The sequence below is a fragment of the Lysinibacillus sp. GW247-5R2A genome (genome assembly GCF_059424475.1).
The window spans coordinates 37,486-59,221 of the sequence record NZ_JBWKZL010000001.1 but is presented as its reverse complement, the minus strand read 5'-3'; the positions used below and the strand labels follow the sequence as shown (position 1 = coordinate 59,221).

The following is a 21,736-nucleotide window of genomic DNA, read 5'->3' as shown; positions in this document are numbered from 1 at the left end:
ACTATTTCTCCTCACTTTCAAACCCGCAGCATTTTTCATCGATCAATTGTTGGATGATGGGTAAATAATCGATCCGTGGATAATAGCTAGTGGGAATTTCATACGCCTCTTCTTCAATCGTTGAAAAGGGTATGGATTTACGATTGCCATTTTCCATTGCTTGCCAGGCCTTTTGTAAAACTTCATATGGCACAATAAAATATCGTTCAAAAGCTGAAAAGCGAACGATAATAAAAGCCACACCATTTTGTTCAGTCACTTGCTGCATATGGGTCATTTGATGCTCATGAATATTTTTTAAAGGGAAACTTGTCTTGGAAGCAGTTTCCTTTGCATCAAAATCAATATAATGCCCATTCCAAACACCATTGTAGTCGGTTGTAGAGGGTGTTCGAAAATATGCTTCACGAATGACAGCAGCGCTTCGTGAAGGGTACTCTACTTTGACGATTTGTACAGGAACAGGTTTCTTATGAATGATAGCAAGTCGTCTTTTAATATAATAGTCGTTTGCTTCATTAATTTCATCTTCTAGTGTCTTTCCACGATTACTAAAAGACAAATCTTTACTTTTACTCTTTTTTTCTGTTTTCTGTACAGAAGTATGGGGGGTATACAATTTCCCATTTGGATAGCGAATTGTCATTTAGCTCACCCTTTATCAAACTGCTTTCCTATATAGTAGTTTACCATGATTTGATGGCTCTTCTCTACCTCCATCCGTATTGTCTTTGTTACAAGAGTAGTAGACAGTGGATGCAAAGAATAAACAAATTGCGTCGAAAAAAAGCTAATGATTGTCTTCCTTGAATCGTCAAAATAACTGATAAATTTAAACATAGAAACGGTTGAAGAATGGTGAATTATCTACACCTTTCATTCAGGACGCTTTTTTAGTTGGAAGGTTCATTTATAAAAATTTATCGAAAATCTTCTTCTTTCAGCTAACTTACGCTTATTTTGTCACGCATGAAGGTAATTCTATACATGCGAGGAATACTTTAAGTAAAGCAAAGGGGGCGTTATTTTGAACAAGTTAGAACAATTAGTTGCGCAGTTAGATCTGGTCAATCAATTACTTTTCACGAGAGTGTCACTGGAGAACAATGCTCAGAATATGCACTTTTTTTTGCAGCTCGAAGCAGTTAGTCAGAAAGTAAGCTTAGCAGAAAAGAACTGGCAAGTAAAGAATGCTTGTTCGCCTATTAGTAGTGAAAAATGATAGACTTTGGTACACTTATCTCATAAGCAATGGAACTAACTCTATAGCATTAAAATTGATACAGTATTTACCACAAAACAAGTAAGGGAAGGTAAAGGTATCAAGAGGTGCCATATTTTCGTAGTTGCAATGATGGACAAGACATACTCATCATATATATGTACTTGCTACGAAAAATATTTGCTTACGAGTAATTGATGAGAGATGAGGTGCAAAATTGTTAGTTATTCAGCAAACATCCAAATTAATAGATGAATGTGATCGATGTGTTTCACGTTTTTGGCAAATGCGTGAGGAGGACCGTACACCTGACTTTTTTCAAGAGGTGAAACCACACGCTGATGAAATTCACCAACTGTTGAAGGAATGGCAGCAAGAGGCCAATAAATGGATTCAAGAGAATCGACCGAAATATATGCATACACAACAAATTGCTTCAACGGTAGAATCGATGGAGCAATTTGTTGTGCAATCTTTTTATAAAGAAACAAGTAAAAAACGCTTTTTAGATGCAATTCATTCTACCTCCTTTACAATGAAAAACTTTGAACGATTGGTAAGGGAGGAGTCAGTAAATGCTATCGAAGAAACGAACGATTAGCGAGCTTTTGCATGAGTGGAGATATGATGAAGAATTAAAAGAACGCATTCTACATTGGCAAACACTTGAAGGCCGACCTGCTAGCTACGCTCCTTTCCCAGAAAATTTACATCCCTCTTTAGTGAAGGCTTTGCAGGCAAGGGGAATCGAGCAACTTTATACGCATCAGCGAGAGGCCTTTGATTTGGCACAGAGTGGTACATCTTTTACGGCTGTTACACCAACCGCATCAGGTAAATCATATTGCTATCATTTGCCGGTGTTGCAAAAAATAGTAGAGGATAAAAACGCACGTGCGATCTATTTATTTCCAACAAAGGCTTTAGCACAGGACCAAAAAAATGACTTGAACGAACTGATTGAACAAAGTGGTGAGGAAATTTTAAGTTATACCTATGATGGCGATACGGCTCCAGGCATTCGCCAGAAGGTTCGCAAAGCAGGACATATCGTGATGACAAATCCTGATATGCTTCATTCAGGAATATTGCCACACCATACGAAATGGGTATCGCTATTTGAAAATTTACAGTATATCGTGATTGATGAATTGCATACATATAAAGGGGTATTTGGTTCCCATGTTGCCCATGTTATTCGTAGATTAAAACGCATTTGTGAATTTTATGGTAGTAAACCTGTGTTTATTTGTACATCGGCAACGATAAAAAATCCTAAGGAGCTGGCAGAGCTATTAACAAATGACTCACATGCGCTTATCGCAGACTCTGGAGCACCCGTTGGTAAGAAAACATTTCTGTTCTATAATCCGCCCATTATTCACAAAACTTTTGGGGTGCGTAGAAGTGCCGTGTTAGAGGTAAGTGATTTAGCAAAGCGGTTATATATAGCTGGTATTCAATCAATCATATTCGCTAAAAGCAGGGTACGGGTTGAAATGATTGTCACTTATTTAAAGGAGCTCACTCGCAATAAGCTGCTGGATGAATCCGTGCGTGGCTACCGAGGTGGTTATTTGCCATCTGAACGTCGGGTAATCGAAAAAGGCTTGCGTGATGGAACCATTCAAACCGTGGTCAGTACCAATGCGTTAGAATTAGGGGTCGATATCGGCCAGTTACAAGCATGTATTATGACAGGTTATCCAGGAAATATTGCAAGTGCCTGGCAACAAGCAGGACGTGCAGGCAGACGGCAAGATGAGGCATTAATTATTTATGTTGCACAATCGACTGCACTGGATCAGTATGTGGTGAATCATCCTTTATTTTTACTTGGTAGTGCACCAGAGGAGGCACGTATTTATCCTGAAAATATGTTAATTTTAATGGATCATTTAAAATGTGCCGCTTTTGAATTACCTTTTTCTATAGAAGATACGTATGGTGAATATGACATACAAGAATTGCTAGATTATTTAGCCGAAGAGGGCGTTGTCTTTAAGACAAGCGATAAGTGGCATTGGATGAGTGATCGTTTCCCAGCACATGATATTAGCTTACGGTCGGCTTCACAGGAAAATGTGGTAATTATTGATCTGTCTATCCCTGCCCAAACAAAGGTAATTGGAGAAATGGATCGTCATAGTGCCATGACATTATTACATGAAGAAGCGATTTATTTACATCAAGGGATTCAATTCCAAGTAGAGAAGCTCGACTGGGAAGAAAAGAAAGCTTATGTGCGTGAAGTCGACATCGATTATTATACAGATGCCAATCTTGCCGTTGAAATGAAGGTATTAGAGGAAGATCGTAGCCGAACTTATAACGGCGGTACGATTAGCTATGGGGATGTAGGATTAGTTGCACAGGCAACTATTTTCAAGAAAATTCGCTTTGGAACGCATGATAATATAGGATCGGGGCCTATTCATTTACCTCCAGATGAAATGCATACAAGCGCATCCTGGCTATCACTTCATCTAACAGAACAGTGGTCAGAGGCGGAATTGACAGAGGTAATGATTGGAGTAGCCTATGCCATGAATGCCTTTATCCCTTTATTTATTCAATGTGACAGTAGTGATGTAGCAGTTGTCCCACAAGTCAAAGCATCCCATAATGAGCTGCCCACTTTTTTTGTTTACGATAAATACCCTGGTGGGATTGGTTTAAGTGAAAAGGTCTATGACTTATGGGAAGAGCTATTAATGAAAACGTTGGAGCATGTTTCAAATTGTCCTTGTGAATCTGGATGCCCATCATGTATTGGTGCCCAAGACAGTTTAGACAAAGGCAAGAAGAGAGTCCTAATACTTCTTCAAAGATTAAATCAAATTAATTAACATAATAAAAGAGGGCTTGAGGAATAACTAAATTATTTCCTCAGGCCCTCTATATTTAATAGTATATAGCTCATCTAACGGAATGACAGTATGCTTTCTAATTCACGTCCAGTAGTATTCGATTAAGCTAAAGTTACTTGATAGATATTTTGTGTTTTTCGTTCAGTAGTATAGTACCATTTACTTTAACGACAATATTTAGACTGAGTAATCCACCGATTTTTACTTTGACGGTAGAGATTGTGCCATCTGCCTCTGTAATTTTACCTGTCAATGTAACATAAGGGTAGATTTGTTTGAACATACTATCTCTACTTTTTTTATCTACTACTTTATTATTAATGGAAAGAACTTCCTCAGTCACGGCATTTACAATTCGAATAACATGGCCTTTATAGTCTAATTGCCATACTTTAAATACTTCCTTTTCTAAATCCTCGGTTGTGTTTTTCCATTCTTCTTTTATTTCTTCACGCAAATTTTTAAACAAAGCATTTCCTCCAAAAAACATCATTTTATCACTTTTTATATGTAATTTCATTTTATAGGAAATACTTACAATAGTACACTAGCAATAGACAATAGCTTGAGTTTTCTATGTATCCACTAAAATCTTGTACATAAAAGGGACATACATCAAGAAATGTCGTATCTTAATTGGAAATGGATTGTTTAATGAATAGTTTTAAGCAAAAAGCATATCGGGGTAGTTTCTTTAAATGAAATGATGAGGGTGAATTTATTTTAAAATTACATTTGTACGGACATTCAATTACACAAAATGAAATACACTTTCTTTCGCAAGTTTTTCTGAAGAAGAGGATAAGACTTACTATTATCAATATAATGGCGAGAATCTAAAGGAAATGTCAAAAGAATCATATGTGAAAAGTAAATTTGATAATAGATGGAGTACTATATCTAGTCAATTGGAAGAATCGAATGATTCATATATTGAAAGTATAAGTTTGAATCGGGGCTTTATTTTTTGCAGCTCTTTTTGCAAAATGTTTTACGCTTCTTCAGGCAGGGCATGCTTTTTTCATTGCAACCGCAAAGACATACTCACATGTCCTTTACACTTTTGAGGTCTTCAATTCAAGAAATAGAGCTTCTATAAACAAGAATTCCTGCGATGAAAATTTTGAATGAGTCGAGCAATCATGGTAATCTTGCAAGAGAGTCTTATATTATAAGCAGAAAATGAGTGAAATACATGTCTTACGAAAATAAAATACTACAAATGAAAAAAATGCTTAGTAAAAAACCAGCGGCGACTCTACAAAAGGTAGAGGAACCAGCTTTTCAAAAGCCAACTAGGCCGAGCTATACCGAGCGATGGGAAAAGGCGGGGCTTACAGTTGTAGAAAATGACTTTGGTATTGTGTTTAAGCGCCATGTACAGTATCCATTTTCTTTTCAGCATGGGCATTATCAGCTACAGTCATTTTTTGATGCGTTGAAAATATGGCGGGATGCTTCGTTCGATCATCCGTATGCACTGGATTTTCATGAACCTGTATTATTTTTTGATACAGAAACGACAGGCTTAAAAGGTGTGGGCACGCATATTTTTTTGCTTGGGTTTTTAGAGGTAGACGAAGAATGTTTTAGTTTAACTCAATATATTCTTGCAGACCCTGCACATGAGGCGGCGTTTTTGTTTGAATCAAAACTGTGGCAAAAATCGGCAACGGTTATCACCTATAATGGTAAAAGCTTTGATTGGCCGCAGCTTGAAACACGCTGGACACTGCATCAAAAAACATTACCGAAATTAAGGTCACAAAGACAAATCGATTTATTGCATAGTTCCAAGCGTTTATGGAAAAATGATATGGAGCGCTTAAAATTAAAATCTGTGGAGGAAGAGAAGCTTGGTTTTTCTCGAAAGGGAGATATTCCTGGTCATCTTGCCCCTATTATTTATTTAGATGCTGTGAAAAGTGGCGTACCAGATGCTCTTATGAAGGTTTTGCTGCATAATGAGTGGGATTTGCTGTCGCTTATCACCCTATATAGTCATTCTACTCAGCTCTTGTTTGAAGAGGGATATGAAGAATCTGCAAAAACCTTTACCAATATTGGGAAATGGTATGGTGATTTAAAAGAAAGCACACAAAGTGTTAAGGTGTTAGAAAGGGTGACAACACAATTTGATGCACTGGAAGCGGGTAATGCTCAATATTATTTAGCACTACAGCATAAAAAGAGTAAACGCTATAGTGAAGCCATCGATGCATTTGTGGCCTCTCTCCATTTTGTTGAAGCACGAACAAAGTTGCATGTCCTTGAGCAGCTAGCCATACTTTACGAGCACCAAATAAAAGATTATAAGCAGGCCCTTTATTATACGCAACAAGGCATACAGCTCATTCAAAAGAATGAGCAATGGAGAGCAGAACAAAAACAAAAATGGGCAATTTCTTGGGAAAAGAGGTTGCTCAGATTAGGAAATAAGAAATAATTTCCCAGGTAATCGCATAAAACGACAAGTTTAGCCTTACAAATGGAGTTTTCAGACGATATAATGTGTTGAAGTATGCTATAATGTATTCGTGTATGTAGTGTGAGGAAGGGCGATGTGAATGGACATTAAATTAACGTCAAAAATGATCCTTGAAAAGGAATTTAAAAAGAACTTTAAAGGCTATAATGTGGAAGAAGTAGATTCATTCCTTGATGAAATTATTCAAGACTATGAAACGTTTGAAAAAGTGATGGCCCAACTACGTGAAGAGAATAGACAATTAAAAGAAGAAATTGAAAATACACCGAAGAGACAACCCGTTGCATCAGCGGCAGCAGCAGGTACAACTAATTTTGACATTTTAAAACGTCTTTCTAATTTAGAAAAACATGTATTTGGTAGCAAGCTATACGAATAATTTTAGTCAATTATATTGTATTTAACATAAAACTCTAGTATAATCTTTCGTATCATCATGAAATTCTGGTAATCGCTGCGGCGCTAGACGTCGTAGAGGAAAGTCCATGCTCACACGGTACTGAGATGTCCGTAGTGTTCGTGCTTACTGAAAAAATAAGGTAAGGCAGCTGTTCAGGCTGACGGCGGAAGGAAAACCTAAGTCCTTGGATATGGTTGACACTTCCTGAAAGTGCCACAGTGACGAAGCTTGCTTGGAAACATGCAAGGTGGAACGAGGTAAACCCCACGAGTGAGAAACCCAAATTATGGTAGGGGCACTCTCTTGAAGGAATTGAACGGATAGAGGGACGGAGCTTGCTCTGTAGATAGATGATTACTACCTGGTCGTACGAGGCGCAAGCTGTTTGAGTACTCAGGAACAAAACATGGCTTATGGAATTTTTTTGATGCTTATTTACGAAATAACAAGCGCTCTCCAACTCGGTGGAGAGCTTTTCTTTTGAGTTTATGAGGAAAAAGTAACCTAGTTAATCAAGTCTTGGTATGCGCGATACGTTTGAGAATGGCTATTTGATAGTCAAGCCTCTATCGCTACCGCTTCTAAGTCACAACATCTGAAAACGGTGATCGCATCAATGTGTATTTATCTTGATTCAGCAAAAGTTTGTGTACCTAGCAACATGTTAGATACACATGACTCTACTCGAGAGGTAGCGAGAGTTTGCACATTTTCTTTCCATTCAGGTGGCGACAGGACAACTGCTGAATCAAGTATAAACCTCTAAGGATGTCACAGATTTTTAAGACGAGCTTACGAGTTACTCAAAAAAACTGTACACCATCTAAATGGGGTGTCATTGATTTACATACGAGTTGGCCTGACGTAAGTGCCCTTTAAAGGGGAGTATAGAGAGATAGGATGGGGCGGAACATGAACGGAGTAAATAATTGGGAAAGTGTGGATAAATTGAAGTTGATTTCTCAATATCCTACTACCTTAATACTTAAAATCTTCGAAAATGTATCTGAAGGTATCATGATTACTGATGAATACAAAAAAATAGTAATGGTTAATCCTGCCTTTGAATTTGTCACAGGTTATAAACGTGATGATGTGGTGGGAAAAACACCTGCCGTTTTACAATCAGGTGTACATGAATTACCGTTCTATTTAGAAATGTGGGAACAGATACGACAAGAAGGAATTTGGCAAGGAGAAATATGGAATCGTCGTAAAACTGGAGACGTATATCCTGAATGGTTAACAATTGTTTGTGTAACCAACGATGAGGGTGAGGTTACAAATTATTGTGGTATTTTCACAGATTTGTCTGAAAGAAAAATAGTAGAAAACGAACTAGAAAAACGTTTACTGACTGATTCACTAACAGATGTATCCAATCGTTTTGCTTATATCGAAAGAATGGATAATCTTTTAGAATCAACTTCTGCTATTTCTCATTCAGTGCAGCATGCGGTCTATTTTTTAGATTTAGATAGATTTAAGCAAATTAATGATACTTTAGGTCATGCTGTCGGAGATTCCATTTTAATAGAAGTCGCCAAACGACTAAAACATTTACTGAAAAACAAAGATATTATCGCAAGATATGGCGGAGATGAATTCGTCATTACATTAACGAATGTAAAAAACGTAAAAGAAGCTGCACAATTTGCTGAACAAATAATAAGTAGTATTGAAAAGCCAATGATGATAAACGGCCAGGAAGTGTTTATTTCTACAAGCATAGGCGTAAGTGTCTATCCAGTAGATGGGAAAAATACGGAAGAACTCATTAATTGTGCTGACAGAGCAATGACCTATTCAAAAAAGAATGGTTTGAATGGCTATTCTTTTTATTTTGATGAGCTGCAAACAGATGCACAGCGTGTCTTATTGCTAGATTCAGAATTAAGAAGAGCCATTGACAATCGTGAATTTGAGCTGCATTTCCAACCGAAAATTTACATGGACAATGAGCAAATTCAAGGATTAGAGGCATTGGTCCGTTGGAATAATGAAAGGCTAGGCTTTGTCTCTCCTGGAGAGTTTATCCCTTATGCTGAGGAAACAGGATTAATCATTCCTTTAAGTGAGGTCATTCTGGAAAAGGCGTGCGAGGCAGTTATTCAAATGCAACAATACGGGTGGAAAATACCGGTTGCCATTAATATATCAAGCATTCACTTTAAACAGCAAAATTTTTTAGAATCGATCCAAGCAATATTAGAACGCTATAATATGCCAGCAAACAATTTTGAAATAGAAGTGACGGAACGAACAGTCATGAACAGTGCTAACGAAACCGTGAGCAAATTAGTTCGTTTGAAACAATTAGGCTTTAAAATCTCCATAGATGATTTTGGGACAGGCTATTCGTCTCTGAGCTATTTAGTTCGCTTTCCGCTAGATTGTTTAAAAATCGATCGAAGCTTTATTCAACATATTGGGTCGCTCGATGAAAAACAGGCAGTTGTAGATGCTATTATTCAAATGTCCCATCGCCTAAAAATGAAAGTTGTGGCAGAAGGTGTAGAACAGGCACAACAAGTGGATATACTACGTAAAATGAACTGTGATATTATTCAGGGCTATTATTACAGCAAACCATTACCATTAAACGATCTTATGGAGTTTATGGAATATTGGGAAATTGAGCATCAAGGAAGGAAATAATCTATGGCAAATTATCAATTAGTAGCAACGTCAGCAATGGGTTTAGAGGCAATTGTAGCCCAAGAAGTAAAAGCACTTGGCTATGAAACAACTGTTGACAATGGTAAAGTATATTTTCAGGGTGATGAAACAGCGATTGCACGTGCCAATTTGTGGCTACGAGTAGCCGATCGTGTAAAAATTGTCGTTGGACAATTCCCAGCAAAATCATTTGAACAATTATTTGAAAGTGTAAAAGCTCTACCGTGGGAAAAATATTTACCCGTGGATGCTGCCTTTCCTGTTTCAGGGAAATCAGTTAAATCTAAATTATTTAGTGTACCTGATTGTCAAGCTATTACAAAAAAAGCGATTGTTGAACGAATGAAGCAGCATTATAAGCGACTTGGCTTTTTAGATGAATCAGGTGCTACTTACAAAATTGAGGTTTCAATTTTAAAAGATGTGGCGACACTAACGATTGATACATCCGGCGCAGGTCTTCATAAACGTGGCTATCGTCAAGCACAAGGTGAGGCACCATTAAAAGAAACCTTAGCGGCGGCGCTTATACAAGTTTCAAAATGGAATCCAAATCGTCCGTTTGTTGATCCATTCTGTGGTTCAGGAACCATTGCTTTAGAAGCTGCCATGTTTGGACAAAATATAGCACCAGGCTATAATCGTGAGTTTATTTCTGAAGACTGGCCATGGATGAAAGCGCAAATCTGGGATGCTGTACGAGACGAAGCAGAAAGTTTGGCCAATTATGATCAGCCATTAGAAATTGTAGGTTCTGATATTGATCATCGTATGGTAAGCATTGCACAAGAAAATGCTTCAGAAGCAGGATTTGGTGAGCTAATTACGTTTAAGCAAATGCAAGCACGTGATTTCACGACTCAGTTAACAGATGGTGTAATGATTGGTAACCCGCCATACGGAGAACGTATTGGTGATGTTGAAGTTGTAGAACAGGTTATCCGTGATTTAGGGATAGTTATGAAAAACTATCCAACTTGGTCTGTATATATGCTATCCTCCATGAAAAATTTTGAAGAATTATATGGACGTCAAGCGACGAAAAAACGGAAATTATTTAATGGTTTTATCGAAACAAATTATTATCAGTTCTGGGGACAAAAGTCTAAAAGAGATTAACGAATAGTAACGGAAGATAAGATTTTTTCTTATCTTCCGTTTCGTCGCGTATAATAGCACCAGATAGTAAGAGGGGGAACATCAATTGCGTAAATCTTTACCATTTGCATTATCAAAGGACCGATCATTTTTTGATTCACTAGGTGACTGGATGGGTGACGTCCTTTATGATGAATTGCCTGAAAAAGGCTTTGAGTGTCGTGATGAGCAAATCTTTATGGCTTATCAAATAGAACAAGCGCTAAAAGAAAAAAACGTACTCTTTGCGGAAGCGGGTGTTGGGACTGGGAAAACAATCGCCTATTTACTCCCAGCTATTTCCTATGCACGCTATACAGGGAAACCAGCACTTATTGCCTGTGCTGATGAAACATTAATCGATCAGCTCGTTAAAGAGGGCGGAGACATCTATAAGCTACAAAAAACGCTTGGTCTGGAAATTGATGTTCGTTTAGCCAAATCACGTGATCAATATTTATGCTTAAAACGCTTTGAGGAAGCGGAAAAAGTTGAATCGGATGAATGGATTGATGATATTTCCTTCTCCATTCCGGATGGTGTATATGCCCAAGGTTCAATGATTGCTATTCATCCATATGGAGAACGTAGTAATTATCCAACTGTCAGTGATGAGGATTGGCAAAAAGTTAATTACAACTCGATTATGCAATGCTCTGTATGTGATCTACGTAATCGCTGTGGGCAAACATTGCATCGTTCTCATTACCGTAAATCAACGGATTTAGTTATTTGTTCGCAAGATTTCTTAATGGAGCATTTAGCTACAAAGGAATCTCGTGAACGTGAGGGACAGCTTGCCTTACTACCAGAAGTGTCTATGATGGTATTGGATGAAGGACATCTGTTGGAATACGCTGCACAAAAAGCAATGACCTATAAAGTACAGGCAACAACGATTGTCCAGCTTTTAGAGCGATTAATGGTAGATGGTGTGCGAGAGCGAACATTGTATGCTATGGAAAAATTGCAAGATGATCATGAGTTATTTTTTGATCAGCTTCGTGATGATATCGTTCCTTCAGATGAGGATCGTAAACGTATCAATAAATCCAAAACATTGCTCGCCTATGGAAAACAATTGATACAAGATGTGGAAATATTGATGGAAGAATTTGTTTTTGAATCTGAAATGTATATGATTCCTGAATATGAGTTAAATATGGCAGAGGAATATTTAGAACAATATGAGGCTTCCTTACGTATTTTCATAGCTCAAGGAGATGCAGTGGATTGGCTGGAGGAAACAGATGGAGAAGAAACGTTGGTGATTATGCCTCGTTTAATTACCGAAGTTTTAGCAGAAAAACTATTCTCTAAAAAGCTTCCGATCGTCTTTTCGTCTGCTACTCTATCCGTTAATAAAGACTTTTCGTATATCGCCTATAGTTTAGGTATTAAAGAGTCCCAATCATTTTCAGTCCCTTCGCCATTTGATTATGAAGAAGTCATGAAAATCTATTTACATGAGCTTGATCAACATGCTAAAACCGCACATGTACAGCAATTACTGCGTGATGGAGAGCAAACATTAATTTTATTTAAATCCAAGCAAGCCATGTTAAAATTTAAAGCCGAATTGCCATTAATGGAGCGCATGCATGTTGCCTTTGAAGGTGATCGAGAGCTCTCGGCCATTGTTCGTGATTTCCAGCAGGGAATCGTTAAAACATTATGCTCATATCATTTATGGGAAGGGTTAGATTTACCTGAAGAAGCATTAACACGCGTTATTATTTATGATTTACCGTTTCCTCCACAGGATCCGTTATTTGATGCGAAGCGTACGTTTGCTGAAAATCCATTTGAAGAAGTGGAGCTACCATTTATGCAATTGCGCTTGCAGCAAGGAATGGGCCGCTTAATTAGGACGTCAAACGATCATGGTGATATTCATATTTTGTTAAATGAAGAAGAACAAAAACAACGCGCAGCCTTTGAAAATATATTAGCTGTTGCACCTGAAATAAAGTAGAAATAAGAGAGTTTGCTTAATCGGCAAGCTCTCTTTTTGTTATATCGAAATAGTTGTTTTTCCCTTGTTAAATAATGTAATAACAAAAAGATGTTGAATATTTCTCTTTTAAGCTATATAGTTCTTTGTAATGCAATGAATTTTGATGAAAGATAATATTTTTTGTATTGAAAATAATTTCACAAAAGGTTTATAATAATGACAAGAATTTTTAAGAATAATCAAACTGATTGTTGATTATTCCATGATGGGGGGCTTTAACCTGTCGAACATTCAATCATTGTGTAGAAACTATACTAATCTTTCGGCAACGGATATTGACAAGTTAATAGAACTAGAAGCTACGCTTAAATATTATGCAGAGCTCACTGATTGTTATATGTTCATAGATTGTATGATGGATAATTTATCACATGCAATTGTCGTGGCAGAAGCATTCCCTAACAAGGAAAAAGGTTTATACGAAAAATCGGTTATTGGAAAATTCGTTTTTGAAAGTTTTGAACCAGCCGTATTTACTGCGTTTAAACAAAAAGAAAAATCATCGATTTCCAGAGCCGTTACACAAGAAGGCATTACGGTGGAGCAAAATGTGATTCCAATCTTTAATGAACAACAGCAAGTAATTGCTGTATTGATTCAGGAAAAGACGGTGAAGATGCAAACGACACCAAAAGATGATTTTCAAAATATGCCTTTTGCATTAATTGAACATATTGTAGAACCTAATTCTCAACCGATACCAGTTGTTTCTGATTTACTTGTGGAGTCAATTATTCTTACCAATCACGAAAACAAAGTCATCTACAGTAACCCAGCTGGCTATCATTTTATTTCAGAACTTTCGGGATTAGAAAACTTTGACAATGTTGCGTTGGATAAAATCTTACCGTTTTTACAGGAGGTCTATGATAAAGGCGACGATGTCTTTTTCCTAGAAATTACGATTGAACGTAAATCCTTTATCGTGAAGAAAATTCCAATTCGCAGTCAAAATGACAAGGTTACACTCCTCATTATTCATGATCTAACAGAGCTAAAGCTGAAAGAAAATGAACTTATGATGAAAACATTTGCCATACGAGAAATTCACCATCGTGTGAAAAATAATCTTCAGACAGTGACAAGCCTATTACGCCTGCAAATGCGCAATGAATTGTCGGCTGTCAATGCAAGTGCTTTTCAGGAGGCATTAAATCGAATATATAGCATCTCATCTGTATATGAGCTTATTTTAGAAAATGAGGATAACGCTGAGGAAAAAGTAGACGTTATTGCATTGGCTAAAAAAATTGGACATAAAATGATTGGCACGTCCAATACAGCAACGATTCAACTAACATTTCATCACGAACATTTGCGAGTATTTTGCCATTCCAAAAAGGCAGTATCCCTTGCACTCATTATTTGTGAGCTACTACAAAATGCATTAAAGTATGCTTTTGTTGGTCGTGATGAAGGAGCCATTGATATTCATTTCATGCAGGAGGCTTCAACTATTTCACTTCATATTTCTGACAACGGCGTTGGAATGCAAGAGGTGAAGGCATCATTTGGCATGGAAATTATCACAAGGCTTGTGGAATATGATTTAGCTGGCTCATTTTCAATTATCCCTAGTGAAGAAGGTACACATACTCAAATTCAGTTCCCTGTAAGTGAGGAGGTATTTATCGTAAATGACTAGGAAAGTTATGATTGTCGAAGATGAATCATTGATTGCCATCGATTTGAAGTTTATGCTAGAGGATAATGGTTACGAAGTAGTGGCACAAGCTAATAATGGTGAAACTGCCATTGAGCTAGCCTTTTTGCATAATCCACAATTAATCTTAATGGATATTAAAATGCCTAAACTAGATGGTTTAAAGGCAAGTAAAATTATTGAACAACAGCTTGGCATACCTGTTCTCTTCATCTCGGCATATAGTGAAAAAGAATTATTACTATACATGAAGCAGGATAATATATTAGGATATGTTATGAAACCGTTTTCTGAAAAAAATGTGTTGCCTGTGTTAGAGGTTGCTTTTCATCAAATTGATAAGTTCAATCGTCTCAATGGGGAGATTTTACATAAGCAAACACAATTAGATAAGCGAAAAGTCATTGAACGAGCGAAGGGCTTGCTTATGCAGGCTGAAAATATAAGCGAGGACGAGGCTTACCGCAAAATTCGCAATGAAAGTATGCAAACACAGCAAGAAATGGTGCATATTGCGGAGCAAATAATTTTAAACTTACAAGTTAATAGGTGAAGCAAAGGCGCTTTAAAGAGATTTCTTCTTTAAAGTGCCTTTTTTTATATAAATTTATTAATCATAAAGGGGTGATGAGTAAGATGGCAATGATAGGAACGATTATCGTTTATATTATTATGATTTGTGCTGTTTTAGGGGCAATCGGAGCAATCCGGGATGCTGAGTATGGAATTGGTAAAGAGTTTATGAATGGTATCCATACAGTTGGTCATATTTTCGTCCCAGCAGCAGGGATCATGGCAGCTATACCTTACTTAACATGGTTTATTAGTCATTTTATTAGTCCGATTTTTGAGTTAATTGGTGCAGATCCTGCGATTGCAGCGACGACTATTCTAGCTTCGGACATGGGTGGTTACCAATTAGCCAATGCTTTAAAAGAGTCATATGAGGGATGGGTAATGGCTCTAGTCGTTGGATTTATGTCAGGTGCTACTATTGTCTTCTCGATTCCAATGGGTCTTGCGATGTTAGATAAGCGTGATCATAAATATATGGCGCTTGGTATTATGGCCGGCGTATTAACAATTCCGATTGGTGCATTTATTTCATCGATTATGATCGTGCTATTTAACACAGAAGTGCGTGAAGTGATTAGTACAACAGAGGCACCTACATATGTATTTGCCATTTCTGTTCTACAAATTTTAATTAATTTACTGCCTTTGTTCATCTTTGTTGTGTTAATCGCGTTAGGCTTAAAGCTTATTCCAAACGGTATGATTGCAGGCTTCATGTTATTCGGCCGTGTGATGGATGCAGGAATCAAATTGGTATTAGTGTTCTCGATTGTTGAAATTTTCACAGGTATTTTTACAAAAATATTTGGTGCATGGGGCTTCGATCCAATTATGGCTGATGAGATCGATCAATTCAGAGCATTAGAAACAGCTGGTTATATAGGTATTATGCTAGCCGGTGCATTCCCAATGGTTTATTTAATTCGAAAATATGCATCGAAACCACTTGAAGCGGCTGGTAAGAAATTGGGCCTTTCATCTGTAGGGAGTGCAGGGATTTTAGCAACCATTGCTAATATCTTGGCGATGTTCACGCTTGTTCGTCATATGCCACCAAAAGATAAAGTTATTAATATTGCGTTTGGTGTATGTTCAGCATTTTTATTAGGCGATCACTTATCATTTACAGCTAATTTCCAGCCGACGATTATTTTACCTGTAATTGCAGGTAAGTTTTTAGCGGGTGTGATTGCGATTATTTTAGCGTATAAGCTTTCTGTACCGACTGCCTTAAGGTTAGAAATGGAAGATCGCAAAGCAGGCATTATCAAAGAAGGCGAATATTTAGATCAAAAATCTTAATCCATTAAAAGTGAGGTGATGATGTGTGAGTGAAGAAAAGAAACGATTTATTCAGGAGTTTGTACCGGGTAAACAGCTAACATTGAGTCACCTTATTGCGAACCCTGACCCCGAGATGTTTCAAAAGCTGGGTATTCAAGAATCGGGTGCGCTAGGTATTATGACGTGTACTCCAAGTGAAACGGTTATCATCGCAGGGGATTTAGCGACGAAAGCTGCCAATGTTAGATTAGGATTTTTAGACCGTTTTACAGGCAGTCTCGTTATTGTCGGTAGTGTATCAGAGGTGGAAATGGCGATGTTAGAAATTAATCGTTTTTTATCCGAGGTATTAGGCTATACACCATCAAGAATAACAAAATCATAGGATGTGTCGTATGAAAAATCGAGTAATGATAATAGGCGGTGTGCAAGCAGGAAAGTCAACATTGATGAATACTTTGTTGGGCAAAGAAAGCAGTGCCAATAAAACACAAGCACTCGTTTATGAAGACTGGATTGTCGATACACCCGGTGAATATATTGAAAATCCCATGTATTACAGAAACATTATGGCCACTTCGTTGGAAGTAACACATGTCATTTATTTGCAGGATGCCACATCTTCAAGAAGTGTGTTTCCTCCGCAATTTAGCTTAGGGATTCCGAAAATACAAATCGGTGTCATTACAAAAATTGATGCACCTGATGCAGATGTTGAAAGAGCGACAGGTTTATTAAAAAATGTGATGACACAGGGCCCTATCGTGAAAACTTCTTCGTGGAAAAAGCTTGGCGTGGAATGGATTGCGCCACTTATTCAGCTTCATACACACGAGGAAATTCAACAATTCGTGAAGGATTGCGATAGTCCATATCTCATGTATTGCTCACAGTAGCGAGAGGGTGGTGTAGGGTGAAAACTGAAAAAATTTATAGTGCTGGCATTGATATTGGGACAAGCACGACCAAAATGGTAGTTAGTCGTTTTTTGTTAAAGAATGTGGCTGGTGTAACCCATGTGCCAAGGATTGAAATTATTGAGAAGACGGTGTTACATCAAAGTCCCATCATCAAGACACCATTTATCAATAAAGACATCATCGATATGAAAAAAATTGAAGAATTCATTTTTCAGCAGTATCAATTGGCTCAAATCGCACCAACTGATATTTCAACAGGCGCCATTATTATAACTGGTGAATCTGCCACGAAGGAAAACGCTAAAGAGGTTGTCCATACCATTGCAGATGGGGCAGGTCATTTTTTAGTTGCTACTGCTGGTCCTGATTTAGAAGGCATTATTGCGGCTAAAGGGTCAGGTACTCTACAGCAATCCAAAAACTCTTCAAAAGTGATTGCCAATATAGATATTGGTGGTGGAACTGCCAATATTGCAGTTATGCAATTTGGAGAAGTCATCGGGACATGTACCTTACATGTTGGTGGTAGATTGATTGAATTTAACAATGGGAGGATTCAATCAATTTCTCCGCCACTCATGGAACTGATGGAAAAGTGGTCTAATCCGTTATCCGTCGGTGATTCGGCAGAGGATGCTCGAGTGACGCAATGTATAGAGGAAATGGTCGGTACGCTTGCTTTAATTTTGAAGGGACAGTGTACGGATGACAAGCATCCATTAGTACTTGGGCATTTGCCAAACTGGCATAAACCAGTAGATGCCATCGTCTTTTCTGGAGGAGTAGCCTCTTGTATTTATGAAAATGAATGTACACAGCGTCAATATGATGATATTGGTGAGCGATTAGCGAAAATACTCGTTCAGCATGAGCAGCTACAATCATTTTTATGGCTCCAACCTAAAGAAACCGCTCGTGCGACCGTCACTGGTGCAGGTACACAAACTACGGAAATTAGTGGGGCAACCATCCAGGTGGATGCCGAGGTGTTACCACTCAAAAATGTTCCTGTGTTTAACTGCCATCTGGATGAAACAGCAATAGACTATAACAGCACGGTGAAAATAGCGGTGGAGCGAGCAGATGATTTATTTGCGATACAGGATAATCGTGCACCATTTGCACTCTATTTTAGTGAATTGCCGTATTTAAGCTTTCAGGATGTACATGCATTGTGTGAGGCCATCTTGCAACATTTAGCAACAAGATGCTCCAAGGACATACCAATTATCATAGTCATTCAATCAGATTATGCAAAGATTATTGGACAAACCATACAAGCAATCAATTCGACAGTCCCAATTATTTGCATCGATCAAATCAAAGTGGAGACGGGTGATTACATCGATATTGGAGAGGTTCTGCCATCAGGCGTTGTTCCAGTTGTCGTGAAAACTCTTGCCTTCCACTCAAAGTAAGGAGGATGAATGTGAATTTATCGGTGATATTTGGTGGAGAGAAATATAATTTTAAATCATTAAAAGATGTCATGGCCAAGGCCAATGAAGAAAAATCAGGTGATCAGCTAGCGGGAATTGCAGCTGAAACCGTTCAGCAACGTATAGCTGCGAAGGCAGTACTAAGTGAGCTTCTAGTGAAAGATATCCGAGAAAATCCATTAGTGCCGCAAGAAAATGATGAAGTTTCACGCATTATTGAGGGCGATATTAATGAGCAAATATATGGAGAAATCAAAAACTGGAGCATTGAGCAGCTACGCGAATACATCTTATCGAATGATACAGGTGATCGTGAGTTAAAGCGTTTAAGCAAAGGGATGAACTCTGAAATTATTGCAGCTGTCACGAAGCTAATGTCAAATCTAGATCTCGTTCATGCAGCCAATAAAGTAGAGATTTTATCGACATGTAATATTACTATCGGTCAAAAAGGTACGCTGTCATCACGTTTACAGCCAAACCATCCAACCGACAATATCGACGGTATTATTGCTTCCCTAAAGGAAGGTCTGTCCTATGGTATTGGTGACGCTGTTATTGGTATTAATCCAGTGGATGACTCAGTTGAAAGTGTCAAAAAGGTATTAACTGCTACAAAAGATTTTATCAATGAATGGTCAATTCCTACGCAGAATTGTGTATTAGCCCATATTACGACACAGATGAAGGCCATTAAACAGGGTGCACCAGCGGATATGATTTTCCAAAGTATTGCTGGCACTGAAATTGCCAACCGTTCATTCGGCATTTCAGCAGATTTAATAAGAGAAGCAGAAGAGCTCATTAAAAAGCAGGGAACGGGTACTGGTCCGAACCTATTCTACTTTGAAACAGGCCAGGGCTCGGAACTATCGGCAGAAGCTCATATGGGCATCGACCAAGTTACACTTGAATCTCGCAATTATGGATTTGCTCGACATTTCAACCCTTATATCGTTAACACGGTAGTTGGTTTTATCGGCCCTGAGTATTTATACAACAATAAACAAGTAATACGAGCGGGTCTTGAGGATCACTTCATGGGCAAAATGCATGGTATCCCTATGGGTGTGGATATTTGTTATACAAACCATATAAAGGCAGATCAAAATGATGTGGAAGATTTAAGTGTGTTACTGACAGCGGCTGGCGTTAACTTTATTATTGCGGCGCCGATGGGTGATGATGTCATGCTCAATTATCAATCAATGAGCTTCCATGATGTAGCTACATTACTACAAACATTTGGAAAAAAACCAGCACCAGAATATTTAGCATGGCTTGAGAAAATGGGCATTTATGAAAATGGTCGACTTTCAGCTAGGGCTGGCGATTTATCCATTTTTGAAAGGTAGGTGAGTCGAGTGAATGATCAATTAGTCTCTATGATTACACAACTTGTCATCGAAAAGATGGAGAAAACTACTGAAGGGCAAGCGCCAGAGGTAATTACAACACGAACAGAGGAGCCGCTTATTAAGTTCTATGATACAGCAGCAACTAAAGGTACTACAGAATTAGCAAAACCTATGTCTACAACAAGTGAACCATTAATTCAGCTGTATCAGCAAGGAACTCCTCAGCAGGCACATATAGCTCCTGCAACTTTTGAACAACCGTTAAATATGGCTGTACCCATTAAGCCTTTTCAGTTTGAGGCAGACACATTAACGGACAGTATACAGGCGGCTAAAAAACATACACCAGCTCGGATTGGAGTAGGTAGAGCGGGCACAAGACCAAAAACAAAAACATGGTTAAAGTTCCGTCTCGATCATGCCGCTGCAGTGGATGCTGTGTATGGTGAAGTGACAGAAGATCTTTTACAAAAACTTGATGTCTTTCAAGTGACAACGAAAGTAACAGATAAAGAGGAATACATTACAAGACCTGACTTAGGTCGTCGTTTATCAGATGAAGCCAAGTCATTAATTCAACAAAAGTGCAAGCAACAGCCGAAAGTACAGATTATTATTTCGAATGGCTTAAGTGCGAGTGCGATTGAGGAAAATGTACAAGATGTTTATTTAGCGCTTCAGCAAAGTCTTAGCAATTTAAATATTGATATAGGCACGACCTTCTATATCGATAAAGGCCGAGTGGCGCTCATGGATGAAATCGGTGAGTTGTTACAGGCGGAGGTTATTGTTTATTTAATTGGTGAGCGTCCTGGACTAGTATCAGCTGAATCGATGAGTGCTTATTTATGCTATAAACCTAGAATCGGTACAGTAGAAGCAGAGCGTATGGTCATATCTAATATCCATAAAGGAGGCATCCCACCATTAGAGGCGGGCGCGTACCTTGGAACAATCGTACAAAAAATCTTGCATTACGAGGCAAGTGGGGTAGAGCTTGTCGCAAAAGAAGGTTAGGAGGCTGAAATATGAATCCTCAAAAAATAATGGCCCAAATTTTAGCGATGCAAACTATTCCAAGAGTTAACAGTGAATTAGCAGAGCAGCTAGATTTGAAGCCGCACCATCATAGTATTGGGCTCGTGACGCTCACAATTGATGATGTAGGATATGTAGCATTAGATGAAGCAACGAAGAAGGCAGATATTGATGTTGTCTATGCGAAAAGTTTCTATGCAGGAGCGGCACATTCCTCTGGTCCCTTGTCGGGGGAGGTTATTGGCATTATTGCTGGGAGCTCTCCTGATGAAATCCGTAGTGGTCTAGATGCCATTCAGCAGAAAATAGAGTTTGACACGTACTTTGAAGCTATTAATAACAATGACAACCATGCTTTGTTTGCCCATACGGTGGCAAGCTGTGGGACGTATCTTGCCGAACTAGCAGATGTAAAGGTTGGCACACCTCTTGCGTATTTAATCGCACCGCCATTGGAGGCAGTTGTTGGTTTAGATGCAGCATTAAAGGCGGCAGATGTAGAGCTAAAGGTTTTCTTTGGCCCTCCCTCGGAAACCAATTTTGGTGGCGGTTTATTAAGTGGCAGCCAATCTTCCTGCGAGGCTGCAGCACAAGCTTTTAGAGAAGTCATCGAAAATTTAGCAAGAAACCCAGTGATTTAGAAAG

Annotated in this window: 19 protein-coding genes and 1 other RNA gene; 18 read left to right on the top strand and 2 right to left on the bottom strand. The window is 38.3% G+C overall.

Going from position 1 to position 21,736, the window contains the following annotated elements; all coding sequences use genetic code 11:
* Nucleotide 1: 1 nt before the first annotated feature.
* A complete protein-coding gene (recU, locus tag AC07YC_RS00285) occupies nt 2-646 on the bottom strand; it encodes a Holliday junction resolvase RecU (protein WP_336633996.1) in 645 nt (214 codons plus the stop codon).
* 381 nt (nt 647-1,027) lie between these two features.
* On the opposite strand from recU, the gene AC07YC_RS00280 reads away from it, so the two are divergent.
* From AC07YC_RS00280 to AC07YC_RS00270, 3 genes are all read left to right on the top strand, one after another.
* Entirely contained in the window at nt 1,028-1,222 is a 195-nt protein-coding gene (locus AC07YC_RS00280) for an endonuclease (RefSeq protein ID WP_336633995.1), read from the top strand.
* A 217-nt stretch (nt 1,223-1,439) separates the two neighbouring features.
* Nucleotides 1,440-1,823, top strand: a complete 384-nt coding sequence (locus AC07YC_RS00275; RefSeq protein ID WP_494918053.1) for a YppE family protein — start codon at nt 1,440-1,442, stop codon at nt 1,821-1,823.
* Complete coding sequence (locus AC07YC_RS00270) at nt 1,798-4,071, top strand: DEAD/DEAH box helicase (protein ID WP_494918052.1); 2,274 nt, start codon at nt 1,798-1,800, stop codon at nt 4,069-4,071. Before AC07YC_RS00275 ends, AC07YC_RS00270 begins: the two co-directional genes overlap by 26 nt.
* 133 nt (nt 4,072-4,204) lie before the next feature.
* Here AC07YC_RS00270 and AC07YC_RS00265 read toward each other — a convergent pair whose 3' ends face one another.
* Nucleotides 4,205-4,561, bottom strand: coding sequence for a hypothetical protein (locus AC07YC_RS00265; protein ID WP_494918050.1), 357 nt, complete (start codon nt 4,559-4,561; stop codon nt 4,205-4,207).
* 726 nt (nt 4,562-5,287) lie between these two features.
* On the opposite strand from AC07YC_RS00265, the gene AC07YC_RS00260 reads away from it, so the two are divergent.
* The 15 genes from AC07YC_RS00260 to eutL all read left to right on the top strand — a co-directional run bounded on the left by AC07YC_RS00260 (nt 5,288) and on the right by eutL (nt 21,732).
* Nucleotides 5,288-6,538, top strand: coding sequence for a ribonuclease H-like domain-containing protein (locus AC07YC_RS00260; RefSeq protein WP_336633991.1), 1,251 nt, complete (start codon nt 5,288-5,290; stop codon nt 6,536-6,538).
* Between the two features lie 121 nt (nt 6,539-6,659).
* A complete protein-coding gene (gpsB, locus tag AC07YC_RS00255; protein ID WP_036124847.1) occupies nt 6,660-6,959 on the top strand; it encodes a cell division regulator GpsB in 300 nt (99 codons plus the stop codon).
* A gap of 60 nt (nt 6,960-7,019) precedes the next feature.
* An RNA gene (gene rnpB / locus AC07YC_RS00250) (RNase P RNA component class B) lies at nt 7,020-7,399 on the top strand.
* 493 nt (nt 7,400-7,892) lie between these two features.
* On the top strand, nt 7,893-9,638 hold the full coding sequence (locus AC07YC_RS00245; RefSeq protein ID WP_336633990.1) for a putative bifunctional diguanylate cyclase/phosphodiesterase: 1,746 nt from the start codon (nt 7,893-7,895) through the stop codon (nt 9,636-9,638).
* A gap of 3 nt (nt 9,639-9,641) precedes the next feature.
* A complete protein-coding gene (locus AC07YC_RS00240; RefSeq protein ID WP_336633989.1) occupies nt 9,642-10,778 on the top strand; it encodes a THUMP domain-containing class I SAM-dependent RNA methyltransferase in 1,137 nt (378 codons plus the stop codon).
* An 85-nt stretch (nt 10,779-10,863) separates the two neighbouring features.
* The gene (locus tag AC07YC_RS00235) at nt 10,864-12,771 is read left to right on the top strand and encodes an ATP-dependent DNA helicase (RefSeq protein ID WP_336633988.1); all 1,908 of its coding nucleotides are present in this window, start codon (nt 10,864-10,866) and stop codon (nt 12,769-12,771) included.
* 244 nt (nt 12,772-13,015) lie between these two features.
* Nucleotides 13,016-14,458 carry a sensor histidine kinase gene (locus AC07YC_RS00230; RefSeq protein ID WP_336633987.1) on the top strand — a complete coding sequence of 481 codons (1,443 nt, stop codon included), beginning with the start codon at nt 13,016-13,018 and terminating at the stop codon, nt 14,456-14,458.
* Nucleotides 14,451-15,029: an ANTAR domain-containing response regulator gene (locus tag AC07YC_RS00225; protein ID WP_336633986.1), complete on the top strand. Its 579-nt coding sequence runs from the start codon at nt 14,451-14,453 to the stop codon at nt 15,027-15,029. The genes AC07YC_RS00230 and AC07YC_RS00225 overlap by 8 nt, the downstream gene beginning before the upstream one ends.
* An 83-nt stretch (nt 15,030-15,112) precedes the next feature.
* Entirely contained in the window at nt 15,113-16,354 is a 1,242-nt protein-coding gene (eutH, locus tag AC07YC_RS00220; protein WP_008176453.1) for an ethanolamine utilization protein EutH, read from the top strand.
* A 25-nt stretch (nt 16,355-16,379) separates the two neighbouring features.
* Entirely contained in the window at nt 16,380-16,721 is a 342-nt protein-coding gene (gene eutS / locus AC07YC_RS00215) for an ethanolamine utilization microcompartment protein EutS (protein ID WP_008176451.1), read from the top strand.
* A 10-nt stretch (nt 16,722-16,731) separates the two neighbouring features.
* On the top strand, nt 16,732-17,232 hold the full coding sequence (locus tag AC07YC_RS00210; protein ID WP_008176450.1) for a EutP/PduV family microcompartment system protein: 501 nt from the start codon (nt 16,732-16,734) through the stop codon (nt 17,230-17,232).
* Between the two features lie 17 nt (nt 17,233-17,249).
* Complete coding sequence (locus tag AC07YC_RS00205; RefSeq protein ID WP_494918046.1) at nt 17,250-18,674, top strand: ethanolamine ammonia-lyase reactivating factor EutA; 1,425 nt, start codon at nt 17,250-17,252, stop codon at nt 18,672-18,674.
* 5 nt (nt 18,675-18,679) lie between these two features.
* On the top strand, nt 18,680-20,050 hold the full coding sequence (locus AC07YC_RS00200) for an ethanolamine ammonia-lyase subunit EutB (protein ID WP_494918044.1): 1,371 nt from the start codon (nt 18,680-18,682) through the stop codon (nt 20,048-20,050).
* On the top strand, nt 20,051-21,070 hold the full coding sequence (gene eutC / locus AC07YC_RS00195) for an ethanolamine ammonia-lyase subunit EutC (protein WP_494918043.1): 1,020 nt from the start codon (nt 20,051-20,053) through the stop codon (nt 21,068-21,070).
* Between the two features lie 11 nt (nt 21,071-21,081).
* Nucleotides 21,082-21,732 carry an ethanolamine utilization microcompartment protein EutL gene (gene eutL, locus AC07YC_RS00190; protein ID WP_494918042.1) on the top strand — a complete coding sequence of 217 codons (651 nt, stop codon included), beginning with the start codon at nt 21,082-21,084 and terminating at the stop codon, nt 21,730-21,732.
* The last annotated feature ends 4 nt before the right edge of the window (nt 21,733-21,736 follow it).